17 protein-coding genes are annotated in these 21,279 nt (G+C 69.5%); 12 read left to right on the forward strand and 5 right to left on the reverse strand.

Features of this window, described 5'->3' with window-relative positions; genetic code table 11:
* Positions 1-81: 81 nt before the first annotated feature.
* A complete protein-coding gene (locus ACFWBT_RS13575) occupies positions 82-561 on the reverse strand; it encodes a helix-turn-helix domain-containing protein (RefSeq protein ID WP_356466458.1) in 480 nt (159 codons plus the stop codon).
* A gap of 105 nt (positions 562-666) precedes the next feature.
* Here ACFWBT_RS13575 and ACFWBT_RS13580 point away from each other — a divergent pair, with 105 nt between their 5' ends.
* The 6 genes from ACFWBT_RS13580 (at position 667) to ACFWBT_RS13605 (ending at position 7,036) form a co-directional block, all read left to right on the forward strand.
* A complete protein-coding gene (locus tag ACFWBT_RS13580) occupies positions 667-1,152 on the forward strand; it encodes a PaaI family thioesterase (RefSeq protein ID WP_385699216.1) in 486 nt (161 codons plus the stop codon).
* 85 nt (positions 1,153-1,237) lie between these two features.
* Complete coding sequence (locus ACFWBT_RS13585; protein WP_385699219.1) at positions 1,238-1,870, forward strand: DUF1345 domain-containing protein; 633 nt, start codon at positions 1,238-1,240, stop codon at positions 1,868-1,870.
* A 119-nt stretch (positions 1,871-1,989) separates the two neighbouring features.
* The gene (locus ACFWBT_RS13590; protein WP_385699222.1) at positions 1,990-3,045 is read left to right on the forward strand and encodes a Dyp-type peroxidase; all 1,056 of its coding nucleotides are present in this window, start codon (positions 1,990-1,992) and stop codon (positions 3,043-3,045) included.
* A complete protein-coding gene (locus tag ACFWBT_RS13595) occupies positions 3,042-3,884 on the forward strand; it encodes a family 1 encapsulin nanocompartment shell protein (protein ID WP_385699224.1) in 843 nt (280 codons plus the stop codon). Before ACFWBT_RS13590 ends, ACFWBT_RS13595 begins: the two co-directional genes overlap by 4 nt.
* Before the next feature lie 236 nt (positions 3,885-4,120).
* On the forward strand, positions 4,121-6,727 hold the full coding sequence (locus ACFWBT_RS13600) for an ATP-dependent Clp protease ATP-binding subunit (RefSeq protein ID WP_385699227.1): 2,607 nt from the start codon (positions 4,121-4,123) through the stop codon (positions 6,725-6,727).
* Between the two features lie 30 nt (positions 6,728-6,757).
* Positions 6,758-7,036, forward strand: a complete 279-nt coding sequence (locus ACFWBT_RS13605) for a hypothetical protein (RefSeq protein ID WP_351536529.1) — start codon at positions 6,758-6,760, stop codon at positions 7,034-7,036.
* 48 nt (positions 7,037-7,084) lie between these two features.
* Here the strand turns inward: ACFWBT_RS13605 and ACFWBT_RS13610 are convergent, their stop codons facing one another.
* Complete coding sequence (locus ACFWBT_RS13610; protein WP_385699229.1) at positions 7,085-7,567, reverse strand: GreA/GreB family elongation factor; 483 nt, start codon at positions 7,565-7,567, stop codon at positions 7,085-7,087.
* Between the two features lie 260 nt (positions 7,568-7,827).
* Here ACFWBT_RS13610 and ACFWBT_RS13615 point away from each other — a divergent pair, with 260 nt between their 5' ends.
* The 5 genes from ACFWBT_RS13615 to ACFWBT_RS13635 all read left to right on the forward strand — a co-directional run bounded on the left by ACFWBT_RS13615 (position 7,828) and on the right by ACFWBT_RS13635 (position 16,374).
* A complete protein-coding gene (locus ACFWBT_RS13615) occupies positions 7,828-10,140 on the forward strand; it encodes an FdhF/YdeP family oxidoreductase (protein WP_385699232.1) in 2,313 nt (770 codons plus the stop codon).
* Positions 10,141-10,262: 122 nt separating this feature from the next.
* A complete protein-coding gene (locus ACFWBT_RS13620; RefSeq protein WP_385699235.1) occupies positions 10,263-10,619 on the forward strand; it encodes a CATRA system-associated protein in 357 nt (118 codons plus the stop codon).
* Positions 10,603-12,177, forward strand: coding sequence for a CATRA conflict system CASPASE/TPR repeat-associated protein (locus ACFWBT_RS13625; protein WP_385699237.1), 1,575 nt, complete (start codon positions 10,603-10,605; stop codon positions 12,175-12,177). The genes ACFWBT_RS13620 and ACFWBT_RS13625 overlap by 17 nt, the downstream gene beginning before the upstream one ends.
* Before the next feature lie 86 nt (positions 12,178-12,263).
* Entirely contained in the window at positions 12,264-15,716 is a 3,453-nt protein-coding gene (locus ACFWBT_RS13630) for a CHAT domain-containing protein (RefSeq protein ID WP_385699240.1), read from the forward strand.
* A complete protein-coding gene (locus ACFWBT_RS13635) occupies positions 15,697-16,374 on the forward strand; it encodes an FAD-dependent monooxygenase (protein WP_385699243.1) in 678 nt (225 codons plus the stop codon). The genes ACFWBT_RS13630 and ACFWBT_RS13635 overlap by 20 nt, the downstream gene beginning before the upstream one ends.
* 64 nt (positions 16,375-16,438) lie before the next feature.
* Here ACFWBT_RS13635 and ACFWBT_RS13640 read toward each other — a convergent pair whose 3' ends face one another.
* The 3 genes from ACFWBT_RS13640 to ACFWBT_RS13650 all read right to left on the reverse strand — a co-directional run bounded on the left by ACFWBT_RS13640 (position 16,439) and on the right by ACFWBT_RS13650 (position 19,829).
* Complete coding sequence (locus tag ACFWBT_RS13640) at positions 16,439-17,098, reverse strand: MSMEG_1061 family FMN-dependent PPOX-type flavoprotein (protein WP_385699247.1); 660 nt, start codon at positions 17,096-17,098, stop codon at positions 16,439-16,441.
* 277 nt (positions 17,099-17,375) lie between these two features.
* The gene (locus ACFWBT_RS13645; protein WP_385699251.1) at positions 17,376-18,269 is read right to left on the reverse strand and encodes a S8 family serine peptidase; all 894 of its coding nucleotides are present in this window, start codon (positions 18,267-18,269) and stop codon (positions 17,376-17,378) included.
* 441 nt (positions 18,270-18,710) lie between these two features.
* On the reverse strand, positions 18,711-19,829 hold the full coding sequence (locus ACFWBT_RS13650) for a magnesium and cobalt transport protein CorA (RefSeq protein ID WP_385699262.1): 1,119 nt from the start codon (positions 19,827-19,829) through the stop codon (positions 18,711-18,713).
* 261 nt (positions 19,830-20,090) lie between these two features.
* Here ACFWBT_RS13650 and ACFWBT_RS13655 point away from each other — a divergent pair, with 261 nt between their 5' ends.
* Entirely contained in the window at positions 20,091-21,197 is a 1,107-nt protein-coding gene (locus tag ACFWBT_RS13655; protein ID WP_385699254.1) for a winged helix DNA-binding domain-containing protein, read from the forward strand.
* The last annotated feature ends 82 nt before the right edge of the window (positions 21,198-21,279 follow it).

Genomic DNA, 21,279 nt, shown 5'->3' on the forward strand with positions numbered 1-21,279 from the left:
CACGCTGCCACGAGCCGGGCTCCGGCACCACGAGGCGGCCCGGTGACCGGTCCCGTTTCCTGGCCCCTTCCCGGCCGGGCGTCAGCCGGGCGGGGAGTCGGCGCGCCTCGCCGACGGGCCGGGGCGGGTGCGCGCCTCCGGCGGAATCAGGGCGCCGTGCCCGGCGCCGCAGACGACCGTCGTGCGCACCTCCTCGCCGCAGTCGGCGTGCACGACCTCGAGGGGCGGACCCTCGGGGTCCGCCGTGTAGCGGTCACCCCACTGCTTGAGGGCGATCATGGCGGGCCACAGTTCCCAGCCCTTGCGGGTGAGCCGGTACTCGTTCCGGGTGCGGCTGCCCGGCTCGCTGTACGGAACGGTCTCCAGGATCCCGGCCGCGACCAGCTTCCGCAGCCGGTCCGCCAGCACGCTCTCGGAGAGTCCGACATGCCGCCGGAAGTCCTCGAAGCGCCGTACGCCGTTCATGGCGTCGCGCAGGACCAGCATCGACCATTTCTCGCCGATCAGGTCGAGCGTCCGCTGGACCGTGCAGTTCTCGGTGCTTGTGTCGAGCCACGTCATGGACCCCATCGTAGGCTGGCTGTGACATTGACATCCAGACGTCGGACTAGCTAGCTTCGGAAAGCAAAGTCAGATCGAGGGAACGTCGAGGGAACGGGGAGCGTCATGGGCAGGTCTCGCACGTACGACTGGGAGGACCCGACCGTCTCCGCCGCCGCGGTCGGCCGGTACAGCGGCCTCGACTTCCTCCGCGAGATGCAGGCCGGACGGCTGCCCGCACCGCCGATCTCGGCCACCCTCGGCATGACCCTCGAAGAGGTCGAGCACGGACGGGTGGTCTTCGCCCTGGTCCCGGGGGAGGAGCACTACAACCCCATCGGAAGCGTTCACGGCGGCGTCTACGCCACCCTGCTCGACTCCGCGGCGGGGTGCGCCGTGCAGTCCGTGCTGCCCCCGGGCACCGGATACACCTCACTCGACCTGACCGTGAAGTTCCTGCGGCCGATCACCGTGGACACCGGCCCGGTCCGCGCGGTCGGCACCGTCGTCAACAGCGGCCGCCGTACGGCCCTCGCCCAGGCCGAGCTCTTCGACGCGGCCGACCGGCTGCTCGCCCACACCACCAGCAGTTGCCTGCTGTTTCCCGTCTGAGAAGCGGCCCCGGAGCGAGCCGGTCCGTCGCCGACCCAGGGGTGAGCCGGGCCGACCGGCTGCCACGGGGATACCGTGGCCGTGTATGAGGATGATCCTGCCCCTGGATGCCGTACCGCGCCTGACGGGCGCGGTGGTCATCGGCGCCCTGGTGGGCGTGGCCGTCGCACTGCCGACCGACGTCATCCTGGGCGTGCTGGCCGGGATCGCCGCCACCGAACTGTTCTTCGTCCTGGCGGGCTGGCTGGTGCTGTGGCCGATGAACGCCGCGGCGACCCGCGGCAACGCGCGCCGCGAGGACTTCCGGCCCCTGACCGACGAACTCGTGGTGGTCGCGGTCGCCCTGTGCGGGCTGTTCGCCATCGTGCTGCTGCTCGTGCGCGGCCAGGCCGACAACGGCCACGCCGCGGCCGTGACCGCCCTGTGCGGGGTGTTCCTGGCCTGGTCCGCCCTGCACATGATGTACGCCACCCGCTACGCCTACGTGTACTACGAGGCCAACGGCGGCATCGACTTCAACGCGGACGACCCGCCCGCGTACCGTGACTTCTTCTATTTCAGCTACAACCTCGGAATGACCTATCAGGTCTCCGACACCGACGTCTCGAGTTCGGCGATCCGCTCGATCGTGCTGAGGCATTCCCTCCTGTCGTACGTCTTCGGCACCAGCATTCTCGCCACGGCCATCAACGTCGTCGTGGGCATCGTGAGCGGCTGAGGGCACCGTCGGCGCGCCCGTTTCCCGCGCGGTTTCCCCCGGGACGAAGCAGGATGGGAGGAAGAACCGATCGGTCCGCGCACGACGGACACCTCCACGTCTCATGAGGAGGCCGACCCTTGGCCGAGCCACAGGCTGTGATCTCTCGACCGGCCAGGGCCACCGTGTTCCTCGTGGTCACCGTCAGGCCGGGGCACGAGGACACGGTCCGCGGCCTGCTGGAGGATGTCTCGGGGCTGCGCCGTTCCGTCGCCTTCCGGGCGCCCGGCGACGAGCTCGGCTGCATCGTCGGCATCGGATCGGCGGTCTGGGACCGGCTGTTCGGCGGCCCTCGCCCCCAAGGGCTGCACCCGTTCGTGGAGTTGACGGGAAGGCGCCACCGGGCCCCGTCCACGCCGGGAGATCTCCTGTTCCATCTCCGGGCCCAACGGATGGACCTGTGTTTCGAACTGGCCCGGCTGATCGTGGAACGACTGGACGGCGCGGTCACGGTGGTCGACGAGGTCCATGGGTTCAAGTACTTCGACGAGCGCGACCTGCTCGGTTTCGTCGACGGCAGCGAGAACCCCGAGGGACGGCCCGCCGCCGAAGCCGTGCTCGTCGGTGCCGAGGACCCCGCGTTCGAGGGCGGCAGTTACGTGATCATCCAGAAGTACCTGCACGACCTGCGGACGTGGAACGCGCTGCCGTCGGACGAGCAGGAGAAGGTCATCGGGCGCACGAAGCTCGCCAACGTCGAACTCCCCGACGACGTCAAGCCGGCCGACTCCCATGTCGCGCTGAACACCATCACCGACGAGGACGGTAGCGAACGCAAGATCGTGCGGGAGAACATGCCGTTCGGCACCCTGGGAGAAGGCGAGTTCGGCACGTTCTTCATCGGATACGCCCGCACCCCCGAGGTGACCGAGCAGATGCTGCGGAACATGTTCCTCGGAGACGGCCGGGCCCCGCACGACCGCATCCTCGACTTCTCGACCGCGATCACCGGATGCCTCTTCCACGTGCCGACCGTCGACTTCCTCGACGACCTGCCCGCCGCTCCGGGCGAGCGGGCGGCGGACCTCCCCGCCGGCTCCGGCGAGCCGGCAGTCGACCTCCCCGCCGGTTCCTGCGAGCCGGCGGCGGCGGACGGCTCACTGGGGATCGGCAGCCTCAAAGGAGTCCGACCATGACCACGCTCGACGGCACCGGCAACCTGCACCGCGAACTCGCCCCCATCACACCCGCGGCCTGGGCCGAGATCGAGGACGAGGCGCGCCGCACCTTCCGGCGCAACCTCGCCGGCCGACGCGCCGTGGACGTCTCGGGCCCCGACGGCGCCGAACGCGCGGCCGTGGGGACGGGCCACCTGTCCGGCATCGACGGGCCGTCACCCGGTGTCGCCGCACGGCTGCGCCAGGTACAGCCCCTGGTCGAGCTGACCGTGCCGTTCAGGGTGAGCCGTGCCGCCGTCGACGACGTCGACCGGGGCGCCAAGGACTCCGACTGGCAACCGGTCAAGGACGCCGCCCGCACCATGGCCTTCGCCGAGGACCAGACCGTCTTCAACGGGTACACGGCGGCCGGTATCGACGGTCTTCGCGCACGCACCTCCAACCCCGTGCTCCGTCTTCCCGCGGAGCCGCGCGACTTCCCGGACGCGGTCAGCCACGCGCTGAGCACCCTCCGGCTGGCAGGCGTGCAGGGCCCGTACGCGCTGCTGCTGGGGGCGGAGGCGTACACGGCGGTCAGCGAGACCTCCGACCACGGCTACCCCATCGCCGCCCACCTCGGCCGGATGCTCGACGGCCGGCTGATCTGGGCCCCCGCCATGGAAGGGGCCTTCCTGCTCACCACCCGGGGCGGCGACTACGAGCTGCGGCTCGGTGAGGATCTCGCCATCGGCTACACGGCCCACGACTCCATCGGCATCGACCTGTACTTCCGCCAGACCCTGACGTTCCTGGTCCACACGGACGAGGCCGTGGTGGCTCTCGACCCGTGGAGCGACGCGAGCACGGACACGGCCTGACCCTGCCGGGAGCGGGGTCCGACCCCCGTTCCGCCCTGCCGGGGAAACGGGGCCGGGCCCGGATTCCGTGCCCGTTCTCCGGAGTCCGCCAACGCACCTTTCCCTGCGGCGCTTTGCCCGTTCTCCAGGGCATCTCCGCAGGCCTTGGGCCTGGTGTCGTGGATGGCCGCTCCGGTTGCGGAGCAATAGGCGCCGCGAAATGGTGGTAAGGACTCACACCGCACCGGGAGCTGCCCATGTCGATGTCGTCGTACGGTTTCGGCGCGTCCGATCCCTTCGGTGAGATGCTGAACCGCTTCTTCGGGATGTCGCCCGCGTCATCACCCCCGGCAGTGCAGCGAGTGCCCATCGGACGACTGCTGACGGAGTCCTCGCAGGAACTCCTCAACCTGGCCGCGCGGCGTGCCCTGCAGGACGGCTCGTCCGATCTCGACACGGAGCATCTGCTCTGGGCCGCCACGCGCGTAGAACCGTCGCGCTCGCTGCTGGCCCGGGCGGACGTGGACCCCGACACCCTCGCCTCCCAGCTGGCCGAGGTGCTTCCCCGGGAGACCAGCGAACCGTCCTCGGAACCGGGCCTCACCCCGGCGGCCAAACGCACCCTCGCCACCGCGTTCGCCCGCTCGCAGGCGGCCGGTGTGTCCTACATCGGGCCCGAGCACATTCTCGGCGCCCTGCTGGGCGACGCCGACACCGGTGCCGCCCAGCTGCTGCGTGCCGAGGGGCAGGACGCGCAGAAGCTGGCGGGCCTCACGGAACGGGCCGCCCGGCCGGACAGCCGTCCCGCCGAGCCCGAGAAGCCCGCCACGACCCTGGACGAGTTCGGACGGGACCTGACGGAAGAGGCGAAGGGCGGGCGGCTCGACCCGGTGGTCGGACGGGCCGAGCAGATCGAGCAGACCATCGAGATCCTCTCGCGACGGTCCAAGAACAACCCCGTGCTCATCGGAGAGCCGGGCGTAGGAAAGACCGCGATCGTCGAGGGACTCGCGCAGCGCATCGTGTCCGGCGATGTGCCCGACACCCTGAAGGGCAAGCGCGTCGTCTCGCTCGACCTGTCCGGCATGGTGGCGGGTGCCCAGTACCGCGGGCAGTTCGAGGAGCGGCTGAAGAAGGTCATCGAGGACGTCCAGGCGTCGGAGGGAGAGATCATCCTCTTCATCGACGAACTGCACACGGTCGTCGGGGCGGGCGCGACGGGCGAGGGCTCGATGGACGCGGGCAACATGCTCAAACCTGCGCTCGCCCGCGGAGAGCTGCACGTGGTGGGTGCGACGACCATCGACGAGTACCGCAAGTACGTCGAGAAGGACGCCGCGCTCGAACGGCGCTTCCAGCCGGTGCTGGTTCCGGAGCCGACGGTCGAGGAGACCGTGCAGATCCTGGAGGGACTGCGCGACGCGTACGAGGCGCACCACCAGGTCCGCTTCGCCGACGGCGCCCTGGCCGCCGCGGCGGAACTCTCCGACCGGTACATCAGCGACCGGTTCCTGCCCGACAAGGCGATCGACGTGATGGACCAGGCGGGCGCGCGGGTGCGGCTGCGCGGCGCCGGCCGCTCGACCGAGGTCGCCGAACGCGAGGACCGCATCGCGAAACTACGCCGAGAGCGCGATCAGGCCGTCGCCGCCGAGGACTTCGAGCGGGCGGGAGACCTGAAGGGGCGGATCGCGGAGGCGGAGGGCGAGCTCGCGGGGATCGAGGAGCGGCGCGCCGGTGTCGTGTCCGTGACCGCACGCGACATCGCGGACGTCGTCTCCCGGCGCACCGGCATCCCGGTGTCCCAACTCACCGCCAGCGAGAAGGAGAAGCTCCTCAAGCTGGAGGAGGAGATGCACGCCCGTATCGTCGGCCAGGACGAGGCGGTCACCGCCGTCTCGCAGGCGGTACGCCGCAACAGGGCGGGCATGGGCGATCCGAACCGCCCCGTGGGTTCCTTCCTCTTCCTCGGCCCCACCGGCGTGGGCAAGACGGAGCTGGCCAAGACCCTCGCGGAGCTGCTGTTCGGCGACGAGAGCCGCATGATCCGCTTCGACATGAGCGAGTTCCAGGAGAAGCACACGGTCGCGCGTCTCGTCGGAGCGCCCCCGGGATACGTCGGTTACGACGAAGCGGGCCAGCTCACCGAGAAGGTCCGCAGGCAGCCGTACAGCGTGGTCCTGTTCGACGAGGTGGAGAAGGCGCACCCCGATGTCTTCAACACGCTGCTCCAGATCCTCGACGACGGGCGGCTCACGGACGGCCAGGGCCGCACCGTCGACTTCCGGCACTGCGTCGTGATCATGACGTCCAACATCGGCGCCCACCGCATCCTCGACCACAAGGGGGATGTGTCCGAGCTCAAGGACGCGTTGATGGGCGAGCTGCGGACCCGGTTCCTGCCCGAGTTCCTCAACCGCATCGACGACATCATCATCTTCCACAGTCTCACCGAGGACGACCTGGCGGAGATCGTCGGTCATCTGCTCGGGCAGAGCGAACGCCGGGTGCGCGCGCAGGGCATGAAGCTGGAGGTGACGGAGGCGGCCAAGAAACTGCTGATCGCCCATGGTCACCAACCGGAGTTCGGCGCGCGGCCGTTGCGGCGCACGATCCAGACGGAACTCGACAACAGCATCGCGGAGCTGCTGCTCGGTGGCGAGGCCGAACCCGGCGACACGATCGTCGCGGACGGACGGGACGGCTCCGTCCACTGCACCGTGCGCAAGGGCGCCCCGGGCGACGGCCCGGAGCCGGAGCGGGGCAGCGGGCAGGCCGCCGGCGAATCGGCGAACGAGTATGGAACGTACGACGAAGGACGGGACGGAGGACTCCTGACATCGAAGGCGTACCCGGGCGCGTGAACGCCGGGTAGTCAGTTGAGGAGGCGGCGCATGACGCACCACAAGTCCAACCGGGATGTCGAAGGCGATCCGGAGCACGCCCACAACAGGGGAATGCCCCTGCGGGTGAACGACGACGAGCTGTACGCGCGGACGGAGCGCGAGCGGCGGGAAGCCGGTCTGGTGGCCGGTCCGACGGAAGACCCCGAATCCGCGTACAGGAGAGAGCGCGAGGAGATCGATCTCGAGGTGGGCGCCGGCCGGATTCCGACGGGCAACGTCACCCGGCGGTCCCGGGACCCCTTCCCGCCCTCCCGCTACGAGAACTAGCGGAGCCGGCCCGCTACGGGAATCGGCGGGGCCGGTCGGTCGCCGCGGTCAGCCGTTGTGGTCGGGTGACTCGCCCAGCGAGACCACCGCCGCGCTCGCGGGGCCGTCGGGTGCCTCGAAGCTCACGGTGTCGCCCGCCCGGTGGCCGAGCAGCGCGCTGCCGAGCGGGCTGTCGGCCGTGACGAGCGTCCGGTCCAACACCGCGGCGGTCGCGCCGATTTGAACGGTCTCCACCGTGCCGTCCGAGAACCGCACGGTGACCGTGCTGCCCACGCCGACCAGGTCGGTGGGCGGCGGGCCGGCCAACTCCGCCTGACCGAGGCGTGTGGTGATGTCGGAGATACGGTCGTCCAGCCGCCGGAGAACGTCGGCGCGCTGCAATTCGTCCGCTTCGTCGGCGCTGTCGCCCACCTCCGCGTCGGAGTCCCGCAGGGTCGCCGCGACCGTTCCCCGCTCGGTGCGGAGGTCGGCGAGTTCCTGCTCGAGGGCGTGCCGGGCAGCCTCGCTGATGGGGGCGGGTTCGCTGGGCATGCCTGCTCCTAGGGGTACCGAAGAATGAGCTGAATGGGACGATTTACAGCATATCCACGTATTTCGATGCGCCGCCGGGTCGAATCGCGACGGTTTGTGATGTATGGAATCGTGGAACCCCGGAGTTCAGGACGCTTCCCGATGTCCTGCCAGTGAGGGAGGTTCCCGTGTCCTCGAAGCGACGCCGGAAGAAGAAGAGCCGCCGCAAGCACGCCGCGAACCACGGACGACGACCCCAGTCCTAGGCTCAGTGAAGACTCTTGAACGCATCCCAGGACGGCCAGGAGGGCCTGGAGCCCCATGTGGGGCCCGACCCCCAGGGCGAACCGGAATTCCACCCGTACCATCACCCCGCCGCCGGCTGGGGTGCGGCCAAGAGCGTGAGCCGCTTCCTGGTGCGCGAACGCGCCCTCGTGGACGGCCCGCGGGCGATCATGCGCATGAACCACGAGAACACGGGCTTCGACTGCCCCGGATGCGCGTGGCCCGACGACACCAAGGGCCTGCACCTGGACATCTGCGAGAACGGCATCAAGCACGTCACCTGGGAGATGACGGGGAAGCGGGTCGGCCGCGAGTTCTTCGCCGCCCACTCGGTGACCGAACTCTTCGGCTGGAGCGACTACGCCCTGGAGGACCAGGGCCGGCTGACCGAGCCGATGGTCTACGACCCGGAGTCGGACCACTATGTGCCGATCAGCTGGCGCGACGCGTTCGCACTGGTCGGCCGTGCCCTGCGGGAACTCGACGACCCGAACCAGGCGTCGTACTACACCTCCGGCCGCCTCGGCAACGAGGCCACGTTCCTCTATCAGTTGATGGCCCGCGAACTGGGCACGAACAACCTGCCCGACTGCTCGAACATGTGCCACGAGGCCAGTGGCCGGGCCCTCCAGGCGTCCCTGGGCACCGGCAAGGGGACCGCCGACCTCAAGGACTGGGAGACCACCGACGCCCTGTTCATCATGGGCGTCAACGCCGCCTCCAACGCGCCCAGGATGCTCACCGCCCTGGCCGAGGCCTACCACCGCGGCGCCCAGATCGTGCACGTCAACCCGCTGGTCGAGGCGGCCGCCACCCGCACCATCGTTCCGCACGACTTCACGGACATGGCCCTCTTCAAGTCCACCCGGACCAGCACCCTGAACCTCCAGCCCCGCATCGGCGGCGACATGGCGCTCCTGCGCGGCATGGCCAAGGCGGTCCTGGAGCAGTCCGGGACCGATCCCAAGGCCGTCGACCAGGAGTTCATCGACCGTCACACGGCGTACTTCGACGAGTACCGCGCGGTGTGCGAGGCCACGTCCTGGGACGAGATCGAGCTCCAGTCCGGGATCGACCGGGACGGCATCCTCAAGGCGGCCCGTGTCTACCGCGACGCCGACCGCTCCATCATCAGCTGGTGTCTCGGTGTCAGCCAGCACGAACACGGCGTCGACACCGTGCGCGAGATCGTCAACCTCCTTCTGCTGCGCGGCAATCTGGGCAGGGAAGGTGCCGGGCCCTCGCCGGTGCGCGGCCACAGCAATGTCCAGGGCAACCGGACGTGCGGCATCGACCACCGCCCCCGTGAGGAGTTCCTGGACCGGCTGGCCGAGGTCTGCAGGATCGACCCGCCCCGCGAGCACGGCCTGGACACGGTGGCCACCATCCACGCCATGCACCGAGGCGACGTGAAGGTGTTCGTCGGCATGGGCGGCAACTTCGCCCTGGCCGCGCCCGACACCCCGTACACCTACGCGGCGCTGCGCAACTGCGACCTCACGGTCCAGGTGAGCACCAAGCTCAACCGCAGCCACCTCGTCCACGGCCGCCGGGCGCTCATCCTGCCGTGCCTGGGCCGGACCGAGAAGGACCACCAGCGAGGCGGCGTCCAGAGCACCTCGGTCGAGGACTCGATGAGCATGGTCCACCTGTCCATCGGCATGAAGCGCCCCGCCTCCAAGCACCTGCTGTCCGAGCCCGCGATCATCGCCGGAATGGCCCGCGCCGCCCTTCCGGACAGCGAGACTCCGTGGGAGTGGTACATCGAGGACTACGACCGCATCCGCGACACGATGGCGCGGGCCCTCGACGGGTTCGAGGACTGCAACCGCCGCGTGCGGCTGCCGCTCGGCTTCCGCATCAAGCAGCCCGCCCGCGAACTGGTCTTCCTCACTCCGACGGGACGCGCCGAGTTCTCCACGGCCCCCCTGCCCGACGTGGTCCCCGCTCCCGGCACGCTGGCGCTCGGCACCATGCGCTCCCACGACCAGTGGAACACGACGATCTACTCAGACAACGACCGCTACCGGGGCGTCAAGAACCTGCGCACACTCGTCTTCATGAACGAGGACGACATGCGGGAACGCGGCATCTCCGAGTTCACCCCGGTCGACATCGTCAGCACCGCCAAGGACGGCAGCCACCGCAATCTCCACGGCTACCTGGCCATTCCCTACGACATCCCGCGCGGCTGCGCGGCCGGGTACATGCCGGAGATGAACGTGCTGTGCGCGATCGGCGACTACAGCCTCCAGAGCGACCAGCCCCTGATGAAACACGTCAAGGTCACTATTGCGCCTGCGGGTTGAGCCTCCACGCCCCCGGGACAGGCGTCCAGGGCTGCCCGGGAAGGCATGGCGGCTGGAGCGGCCGATTGCCGGTGAGGGGGAAACGGACAGTAGCCGTGTTCCGCTCAATTACCCTGTCCGGCATGGAGTTGTCGGAGCAGGGCGTTGCCGGGGCGGACGGTGCCGAGGAGCGCAACGATGCCGCGGAGGCAGTGGCCGGCATCGTCGGTCTGGTGCTGACGCCGATGGGGTGGGCCCGTGTGGGGCGCGCGCTGGACGGGTTGGAGAGCGGGCTGAGGTCGGGGGATCCGGACGTCCTGAACGCAGCGGCGGGACAGCTGGAGCTTGTGACGCCCACGCGGATCCGGACGCGGCTCGGCGAGGAGGGCGAACCTGCACCGCCCGAACTGCTGGAACGAGCCAACCGGCTGGTACACGCGCTGCGGAGCGAAGCCAGGGATCCCGGGGAGGACGAACCAGACGGTGACGACCCTCACTGACCAGTCCCTCGTCGTCCATCTGTTCATAGCCACGACCGGAACGCGCGCGGGCGTGTCCTATCGGCGGCTCCGCGAGGTATGGGCGATGTGTGGGCCGGGTCTCGGTATGACACGTCCCGTAGCGGCGACCGGGCTGCCCGACGCGCTTCCCGAAGAGCTTCAGGACTTGCCCGGGACCGGGGGGCTGGCGGCGCGGCGCAGCCATGACGGCTTGTCACAGGCGATCGTGCAAAGGCACCACGAACTGCTGTGTCTGTCGGTGGCACTCTCGCCCGACGCGGCTGCCGAGGGGTCCTGGGGGGAGTGGGACCGGAGGTGGACGCACGTCGCAGGTGCCAGCCAGGAGTGGACCGTCGGCGAGGCCCGGCTGTTCGTCGCGTACCACGGTGCGGACGACACGTCGCCGGTGAGTGCCCGGGCGGTGGAGGAGGAGATCCGGGCCGGGCTGTCCTCCGCCGCATCGCCGACGCGTCTGGGGCACGGCGTCGAGGTGGCACACCCGCCGGTCACCGTGTGGGAGGTGGCCGACAGCTCCGGGGCCCGTCGGCAACGCCGTTTCGCCGCCGTTGCCGCCGACCGCGGGAACGAGCCGCAGGAGGTCGAGCGCTGGTTGTGGAGCCAGGGCGGCGGCGCACCGCCTCCGTTCGCTCGCTACCTGGCGAACGCGGCCAAACTCCGCTACGAGATCAGGGTGCACGCGGCCCACGACAGCGATCAGGGCTCCGCCGTGGGGACGGTCGTGGACGCTGCGCTCGCCGTCCTGGACAGGGTCCCGACGGGCGACGACACACAGCCGGAGGTCCGTAGCGACGAACTGGCCCTGTGGCGCAACCGGCTGCTGGCGCTGACCGCCGGTTCCGCGGGCCTCACCCAGTGGATCACTCGGTTGCGGGAGATGCGCACCACCGCGCAGATCGCCGAGGCGAACATGCGTGCGTTCAGGGACGGCGCCGGGGTGACCGCCGCCGTGCCCGGCGTGTTCGCCGACGATCTTGCCCTGGCCGGCTGGTTCGTCCAGCGCATGGCTGATGAACTGATCTATCTGGAAGCGGACCGGGAACGCGCACGTGATGCGCTGGCGGCGGTGGCGGCCGAGGCGGAGAACGCTCTGCAGCGGCGCCGAGAGCTGACCCAGCGACAGGCGGACGCTCTCCAACAGCGGCAGAGCGAGACGAATCTGCTGCACGCCGCGTTTCTCGGTGCCGTACTGATGGTCCTGGCCGCTGCTCAGACCTTCGGGTACCGGATTCCTCTGCTTCCCCGTCCCGCGATTCCCGCGCTCATCGCGCTGCTCGGAGCGCTGGCGCTCCTGCTGGGCAGCATGGTTCTGTGGCTCGTGGCCCCGGCGCAGACGCCCGGACGCGGGCGGGGCCGAGTCGGTGCTGTGTTTGCCGGACTGGTCGGTGCCGCCGCGGGCTGGCTGTCCGTCACCGTGCTCACGCACGCCGCCACCGGCAGGGCCTCGCCCGTCGCGCTGACGTTGGCTGTGGCGGTGCCCGGATTCGGCTGTGGATGGTTGGTCATGCGCCGCCGTCTGCGCGCACACGACCAGATTTGATCGACGATGGCCATGTACGGCTCGACTCCCCCCGTCCGCCCGCTGAGCCACTACCTTTTCCCTGCTGAGCGGGTGAAGGGAGCGGCATGCCGGAGGACCCCGCCGCGGCAGTCGCTGCACGCGTGCGCCGATTCGAGACAGCGGGAGATCTGTCAGCGGTACTGGAGCCGGGGGCGCTGGCCGATGCCCGTCGTCTCACCGGGGCCCTGCGTGACAGTGATGTCGGTGAAGCCAGGACCATGCTCGGCTCCCTGTACTGGTACCGGTCGTGGGCACTGCAGCACGAGGGACGCTCGAACGACGAGGAGACCGAGGCCGCGGTACAGGTTTTCGCACCCTGCTTCGTGGCCGGCGGCATCCCCCTGCCGCAGCTCTTGATGCCCCTGCTCGCCCAAGCCAGCGTCCCCGTCGCGCTGGCCATGCTCCAGCAGATGCGGGAAGAAGCGGGCCCCGAACTGTGTGCCGCCGTTCCCGGCCTGTGGGGCCGCATCGTGGAAGCCACGCCGCCCGTAGTGGGCGAATCCCGCGCCTTCTATTTGGCCAAACTCAGTGAAGCCGTGCTGCTGCGGTTCAAGAGGAACGGGGCGCAGTCCGATCTAGAGGCAGCGGTCACCGTCGCCCGGGAAGCCGTGCAGCGTATCTCCGACCACCCGAAGAGGGCAGGATTTCTGCACACTCTGGGAGAGGCGCTGCAGGCACGGCACAACGACACGGGCGACTGGAAACCACTCGCTGAGGCGATCGCTGTCCTGCGGCGGGCCGTACAGACAGCGCACCCCGAAGACCCGGCCCGGGCGATGTACCGAGCCCACCTGGCCGATGCCCTGCTGACACAGTTCCGCAGCACCGAGACGACCGAGCACCTCAACGACGCGATCGAGGCACATGGACTGGCAGTGCACCCTGCGCATGCCGACGACGATGACAAGGCGCAGGGCAGGCTGCTGTGCAATCTCAGCATTCTCCTTCGGGAACGCTTCGAACGCACCGGGGAGACGGGGTATCTCCACGAGGCCATCGCGATAGGCCGTCGTGCTCTGGAGGCTTTCCCCGAAGGCGACCCTGCCCGTGCCAATGTCCTGTCGAATCTGGGAGCGGCCTTGCGGAACCGGTTCGGGGCCACAGGGGAGCAGGACTCTCTCAACGAAGCGGTTTCCCTGCTGCGCGAATCAGAGCGACTCACTCCCTGTGAGGACCCCGGCCGGGCTGCCAACCTCTCCAATCTCGGAGCAGCGCTCGGAGACCGGTTCGTACGCACCGGAGCACAGGACGACCTCCACGAAGCGATCGAGCACCTGCGTCAGGCCGTCCGGACCGCCCGCCCGCAGCCCAGCGACACATCCGAATCGGCTGTCTTCTGGGCCAATCTGAGCGGATTCCTGCGGAGGCGCTTCGAGCGCTTCGGCGAACCGGCAGACCTTGAGGAAGCGATCGCCGCCGCCCGTGAGGGGGTCGACAACACCCCCGTCGGCCACAAGAACCGGGCTCTGCATCTGTCCACCCTGGCGGCCGCCCTGGGCTATCCGGCGACACCCACCGGACGGCCGTCCCACGTGGACGAGACGGTCGACATCTGCCGCATGGCCCTCCTGGCCGCCCCGCCCGGCCATCCGCTCCACACACTGTGTCTTTCCAACCTCAGCGATTCCCTCCGCCAACAACACCAAAGCACCGGCGGGGAATCCGGGAACCTGGACGAGGCGCTCGAAACAGCCCGGGCGGCAGTCCAGGCCGCCTCCGAAACCGATCCGCACCGCGTCGTCTACCAGTACAACCTGGGCCGGGCCCTTGATGCCCGCGCCCAGGAAACCACGGACGGGGAAGACGTGGACGCCGCGGCAAAAGCCTACGCCGACGCCTCTCGGAACGCCGTCGGCACCCCGGCATGGAGGATCAGCGCGGCAGCTCGCGCGGCGGAACTAGCCCTGAGCCGGGGCAACACCCGTTACGCCGCCGAGATCCTGGAAAACGCGGTACATCTTCTTCCGGACACCGTCCCCCGGCAGCTCGCTCGCGCCGACCAGCAGCACGCACTGGGAAATCTCACGGGTCTGGCCTGCGACGCCGCCGCCTTGGCCCTGGCCGCCAACGGCCGAGCCGGAGCGGCGCGGGCACTGGGCCTGCTGGAGCAAGGCAGAGCCGTACTGCTCAGCCAGGCGCTCGACACCCGCAGTGACCTGACGGACCTGCACCAGCGGCACCCTGAACTCGCGGCACGCTACATCCGGCTGCGCGACCGACTGCACGCCTCCAGCGCCGACTCACCCTCCGACAACACTGGGCCCACGGCGGCCACGCCTGAACACGAAATCCACGACCGGCATCAGATCGCCGCTCAATTCGCTGCGGCCATCGCTGAAATCCGTAGGCTCGACGAATTCCGCGCCTTCCATCTCCCGCCGGTGGCGGAACAGCTCAGAGAGCAGGCGCACCGCGGCCCGATCGTGGTGTACAACGTCAGCCGTCACCGCAGCGACGCCATCCTGGTGCAGACAGATGGAATCACCACCATCGAGCTGCCCGGGCTCACCGTCGAATCCGCCGGCGAAAAGCTCTTCCAGTTCCATGCCTCCCTTGCCGCTGTCCGGGATCCCGGTGTCGGAGATGGCGAACTGGACCGTGCGCAAAGCCTGTTGCACGATGTCCTGGAATGGTTGTGGGAAGCGGCTGCCGAGCCCGTTCTCGAAAAGCTGAACTTCCGTGGCGCGCCATCGGAGGGTGCGCCTCTGCCGCGGATCTGGTGGGTCCTCGGCGGCCCGTTCGGACTGCTGCCCATCCACGCGGCCGGCCGGCACCGGCAGAAGACCGGCCACACGGTCATGGACCGCGTCGTCTCTTCCTACACTCCCACGATCCGTTCCCTGAGCCACGCACGACAGGGAGCCATGGCTCCGGCTCCCCCGGGGAAGGCGCTGATCGTGGCAATGCCGACGACGCCCGGCGCCCCGCCGCTGCCCTATGTGCGCAGCGAAGTCGAGAACCTCAGAAGGCGGCTGCCGCGGCACATCGTGCTCACCGAAAGTCCGGGGACCGGCGGAGACCAGGCACCCGACGGGATCCCCACAGCGGCCAATGTCCTTTCCCGACTGGCCGACTGCTCCATCGCGCATTTCGCCTGTCACGCTGTCAGCGACGCGGTGGATCCGTCCCACAGCGGACTGCTTCTGCACGACCACCAGACCTCGCCGATGACCATCGCCCGCCTCGCTTCGGTCGACTTGGACCAAGCCCGGCTGGCCTACCTGTCGGCATGCCGAACAGCGCTCACCGCAGACCTCCGCCTGGTGGATGAGGCGATCCACCTCACGTCAGCATTCCAACTCGCGGGATTCCGCCATGTGATCGGCACTCTCTGGGAAGTCAATGACCGCCTGGCCGCCCGGGTCGCCGACCGTTTCTACTCCAGCCTGCTCAGCTCCACGGGCAGGATCGAAGATGACAGGGTTGCCGCCGCGTTGCACAACACGATGCGCGAACAACGCAACAAATACATCGAGTTGCCGTCCTTGTGGGCGGCACATGTCCACGTCGGTCCGTGATCGGGGCGACGGTCGGCTCCACCGGAGCAGCCGAGCCACCGGTAAACTGACGCCTGATGCCGAAAGACCGCCAAGCTTCGCCGACGTACCCCGAACCAGAGGGAGCGCCGCTCCAAGGGGCTGCCTGGCTACCGCACGGCTACCCAGCCGCATCTACCTTCAGTGCTCGATCGACGACACCCCCGAGCAGTGGCCGGACGAGCGCGTCTGGAGCGAACTGGAAGCCCGGTTCGGAACTCTCGTGTCGACCGGCGAGATCATCGACAAGCGGATCGTGTCGCTGCGCAGCGTGGTGTTCGACCCGATGAGCCACGGCAAGCTCTACCTCCTCGGAGACGCGGCCCACATCGTCCCGCCGATGAGCGCCAAGGGCATCCACCTGGCCCTCCACGACACCGAGGTCTTCGCCCGTGCCGTCATCCACGAGGTCAAGGAAGGCGATCCCGGCCTCCTCGACAGCTACTCGGAGACCTGCCCGCCCCACATCTGGAACTACCAGGCGTTCGCCACCTGGATCACCGACACCATGCACAACGCCGGCTGCACCGGCCACGAGGGGGAGTTCCGCAAGCAGGTCGCCCGAGCCGAACTGCAGCGCCAGTTCACCTCGGACACCCCGAACAAACTCTTCAGCGAACTCACCGCCGGCACCAACTAGAGCCTGTGCGATGCCGTGATCAGGCGGTTGCCTTCAGCAGGTCATTGATCCGCGGATCGGTCCGTTACTCGTATCGGTACTTCAGCGAGTCCGCCTCCGCCTGCTCGATGTCGGAGATCGTCAGCTCCGGTATCCGCAGTTGGGCCAGCGTCACCTCGGCCGAGGTCGGCTGGGCGTCCGCCGGCAGCCACTGCTCCGGCTTCCAGGCCCCGCTGCGCAGCAGCGACTTGGGGCAGTGCGGGTAGACCTCCTCGATCCCCAGCACCAGCGCACTGGCCGGCGGCTTTCCCACGGCGGTCAGCTGCGACAACAGCTCTGGGCGGGTGGAGACGCAGGCCCGGCCGTTCACCCTGAGCGTCGTGGTGCGCCCCGGGATGACGAACAGCAGCCCGGCCCGTCCGGTGGCGATGACGTTCTGCAGGGTGTCCAGCCGCTTGTTGCCGGTCGCGTCCGGTATCGCCACCGTCCGTGCGTCCAGGACGGCGACGAACCCGGCGGGGCCGCCGCGCGGGGAGACGTCGCAGTTGCCCTCGGCGTCCGCGCTGGCGATCAGGACCAGCGATGAGCAGCCGATCAACCGCCGCGTCTGCTCGGTGAGTTCGGTCATCTGCTTGCGTACGGCCGCGTCACTGGGGAGTTCGTACGCCCGACGCAGCGCCTCCTGGTCGCGCACGGCGTCGAGACGGAGCGAGTCGAAGGCACTGCCGGCAAGGGGTGTCGTCATGCCTCCGACCCTAACGAGCGGACCTGCGATTGATCTTGGCCGGTGGGGGCTGGTGCATGGAGACGACCGCGCAAGTTGTCCGGTGAGACACGGCTTCCTGCACGGCGGCCCTGGACCGGATGCGCAGCGTGTATCCCGCCGGGGACGTCCGCGGGGTGTCGAGGTCGGCAGCGCGCAGGACCCTTCTGACTACGGGACGGAGCCCCGGGTGGCGGTGTGTTCCGCCATCCGGGGCTCCGTGTTTCGGGTGTGCTCTGTCAGGTGATCGCGTCGGGGATCAGGTGGTTCTGGTCCGGTCCCAGGTCCAGGAACCGGTGCCCGAGTCCCAGAGTTTGACGGGCTTGTTGAAGCCGGTGCCGTTCGAGGTCTGCAGCCACAGGGCGGAGTGGCTGGTGCCGTCGGAGTTGGCTCCGTAGTCGTACAGGTAGGCGGCGTCGGACTTGCCGTCGCCGTTGAAGTCACCGGGCTTGTCCGACGTGTGGCTGAGTGCCTGGCCGATGTCGATGCGGGGGGTGCTGGCGCCGGTATAGGTGATGGGCTTTCCCGTGGCCTTCAAGAGCGCTTCGAGGGACGCGATGCTTCTGGTGGGGAACGCCTGCCGAAGGACCGCGAGGGCACCGGCCACGTGCGGGGCGGCCATGGAGGTGCCGCTCTTGGAGACGTATCCGCCGCCGGGGACGGAGGAGACGATGCTGGTGCCGGGGGCGAACAGGTCGAGCTGCGGGCCGCGGTTGGTGAAGGTGGACAGTTCATCGTCGTCGGTCGTGGCACCGACCGCGAGCGCGGAGGAGATGCAGGCGGGCGCGCTGACCGCGTCGGTGTATCCGTCGTTCCCGGCCGCGACGACGGTGGCGACATCTGTGTCCAGCAGCTGATCGATCACCGCCTGGCGCGGGTCGTCCTCGCAGGCACTGGCGTACCGGCCGCTGCCGAGGCTGAGGTTGGCCGCGACGAGCGGGGTTCCGGACTGCTTGAGTTCCCACACCTTCTCGAGCGCCGAGAGCTGGGCGCTGGTGAAGCTCAGGACACACGGTGCGTCGCCGGCTCCGCAGTAGTCCTCCGAGGTGAACTTGCTGAAGATCTGGATGGCGACGATGTCGGCACCGGGAGCGACACCGCGAGCCGGGGCTCCGGCGATGTCCTTGCCATTGCCTGCGGCGATGCCGGCCACGTGGGTTCCGTGGTCGCATGTGGTGATGGTCGCGCACGGCCCGGTCTCTGAGTCGGCCGAGTCGGTGCCCTCTTGCTCCTCGGTGCCGTTCGGGCACAGACTGGTGGCGGAGTAGTCGGCGTCGATCGGTGAGAAGCACGCCTCGGCGACGACCCGCCCCTTGAGGAACGGTGATGGGTGGCAACCCCCGTGTCCAGGAGGGCGATCGCACTGCCCGCACCGGTCATGCCCGCGGCAGCGGGCGCCGTTCCGCCGATGAGGGGGACGCTCTCGTCCAGGGACGGCGGCACCGGAGTGTCCTCGGTGACCTGCCGGTCAGTGGCTTCGAGGAAGAAGCCGATCCGTTCCGCCCCGTCGTCCTGGCGCTGGTGCACGACATGCACGCCGTAGCCGTACGGGCCACCGCGCCGGCCCCGTGGCGACGCCCCTCAGGGCGATTGCTCAGAGCCAGTCCTTCCGTTTGAAGATGACGTACAGACTGGTACAGACAAGCGACATCAGGACGATCGCGAAGGGGTACCCGAGTACCCAGTGCAACTCCGGCATATGGTCGAAGTTCATGCCGTAGATCGTGCCGACGAGGGTCGGGGCGAAGAGGATGGCGGCCCAGGAGGAGATCTTCTTGATCTCCTCGTTCTGTTCGAAGCCCGCCTCCGCCAACGCGCGCATCTCGGCGTTCTGTTGCTGGGTGACCAGCGTCGCGTTGACGGTGAGGATGTCGGTGAGGGCCTGGCGGAAGCCGTCGACGCGTTCGCTGGTGTGGGTGACGTGGTCGGCGACGTCGCGGAGGTAGCGCTGGAGCTCCTCGTCCGTGCCGTACTTGGCGAAGCCGGCCATCAGGCTGTGCAGCATGCCGACCAGCGGGCGGGTGGCGCGCTGGAACTCGACCATCTCGCGGGAGAGTTCGTAGATACGGCGGGAGACCGCGGGGTCACCGCGGAAGACCTCGGTCTCGATCTCGTCGATGTCGTTCTGGACGCCGAAGACCACCGGGACGTAACCGTCGACGACGGAGTCGAGGATCGCGTAGAGCACAGCCTCCGGGCCGAGTCTCAGCAGTTCCGGGCTGTCCTCCATGCGGCGGCGCACCGCCGAGAGGTCCGGCGCCGCGCCGTGCCGGACCGTGATCACGAAGTCGGGCCCCACGAACACGTGCAGCTCGCCGAAGTCGACCTCCTCGACCGCGTCCAGATAGCGGGCGGCGCTCAGGACGACGAAGAGCGTCTCGCCGTAGCGCTCCAGCTTCGGACGCTGATGCGCTTCCATCGCGTCCTCGACGGAGAGCGGATGCAGGTCGAACTCGGCTGCCAGCGAGAGGAGTTCGGCCTCCGTCGGACGGGCCAGACCGATCCACGCCATCCCTGACGGCTGCTCGCGCAGCTCACGGAACGTCTCGGCCAGGGACGCGGGCGTCGACACCCGCACCCCGTCGCGGTACAGCGCGGCCTGGACGACGCTGGCGACCTCGGCGGGTTCGGGCGCCGGGGGAGTCTCCTTCGGTGCCGGCGGCTGCGGGGGCGGCGCCGACGGCGGGGTCAGGGCGCGCCGCCAGACGGACATCCGGCCGGCCTTCGCACCCCGCGGCCCCCTGGAGTCCTTCGCCTCCGCGGAGCTGTCCGTGTCCCCTGTGCCCTTCCGGCTGTTCGAGGCTGAGTGGGCGCGTCGCTCGGACATCGCGGCTGCCTCCAGGGTCGAACGTACGTCTGCGTGATCACGGAGCAGGATATACGGGGCAAACGATCCCCGGGTGTCCGGCGGCATCGGGATCGCGCTGAGAGTTGCGGACAGAAGGTGTCCGCGAGCGGCGCTAGCGTGCCGGGTATGACGAAGACGACCGCGACGGCCCCCGTGCTCGGCAACCGCGCCCTCAACCGTGCGACCCTCGACCGTCAGCTCCTGCTGCGCCGCTCCCCGCTGTCCGCGACGGCCGCGGTCGGGCACCTCCTCGGCCTCCAGGCACAGAACGTGAAGCCGCCGTACTACGCCCTCGCCGCCCGGGTGGAGGGGTTCCGGCCCGAGCACCTGTCGGCCGCCATGGACGCGCGCCAGGTCGTCCGGATCGTCACCATGCGCTCGACCATCCACACGCACACCGCCGAGGACGCCCTCACCCTGCGTCCGCTGGTGCAGGCCGCCCGCGACCGTGAGCTGGGCCAGTTCCGCACGGGGCTCGCCGGCGTCGACCTGGACCGGCTCGCCGCGATCAGCCGTGAACTGGTGGAGACCGAGCCGCGCACCATGAAGCAGCTGCGCGAGGCGCTGCTCGCCGAGTGGCCGGACGCCGACCCGTTCGCCCTCTCCATCGCGGCCCGCTGCACCCTGCCGCTCGTTCAAGTCACCCCGCGCGGTCTGTGGGGCCGGAGCGGCCAGGTCGCCCTCACGACCGCCGAGCACTGGCTGGGCCGCCCCGCCGAGCCGGCCCCGGCGCCGGACGCGACCGTGCTGCGCTACCTGGCCGCCTTCGGCCCCGCCTCGGTCAAGGACATGCAGACCTGGGCCGGTCTGACCCGGCTCCGCGAGGTGTTCGAGCGGCTCCGGCCCCGGCTCGTCACATTCCGCGACGAGAACGGCGCGGAACTCTTCGACCTCCCCGACGCGTCCCGCCCGGACGCGGACACCCCGGCCCCGCCCCGCTTCCTGCCCGAGTTCGACAATCTGCTGCTGTCCCACGCCGACCGCTCCCGGGTCGTCCCGGCCGACCTCAAGGGGCGTACCTGGCAGGGCAATCAGGCCTACTGCACCCTGCTGGTCGACGGATTCCTGGCCGGCCTGTGGAAGCTGGAGGAGGACGCGCTCGTCGTCGAACCCTTCGGACGGCTCACGAAGGCACAGCGGGACGAGGTCACGGCCGAGGGGGAGCGGCTGCTCACGGCGATGCACGAGGGGGAGGGGTACGACGTCAGGTTCGGCACGGTCGCCCGGCCCTGAGGCCACCTGCGCGAGGGTGCGCGACCTGAGGTGCCGGCGGACGGACAGGGCACTGCGGGGAAGCCGTCCGCCGGCAAGTGTG

The organism is Streptomyces sp. NPDC060027, from assembly GCF_042737005.1.
Lineage (GTDB): Bacteria > Actinomycetota > Actinomycetes > Streptomycetales > Streptomycetaceae > Streptomyces.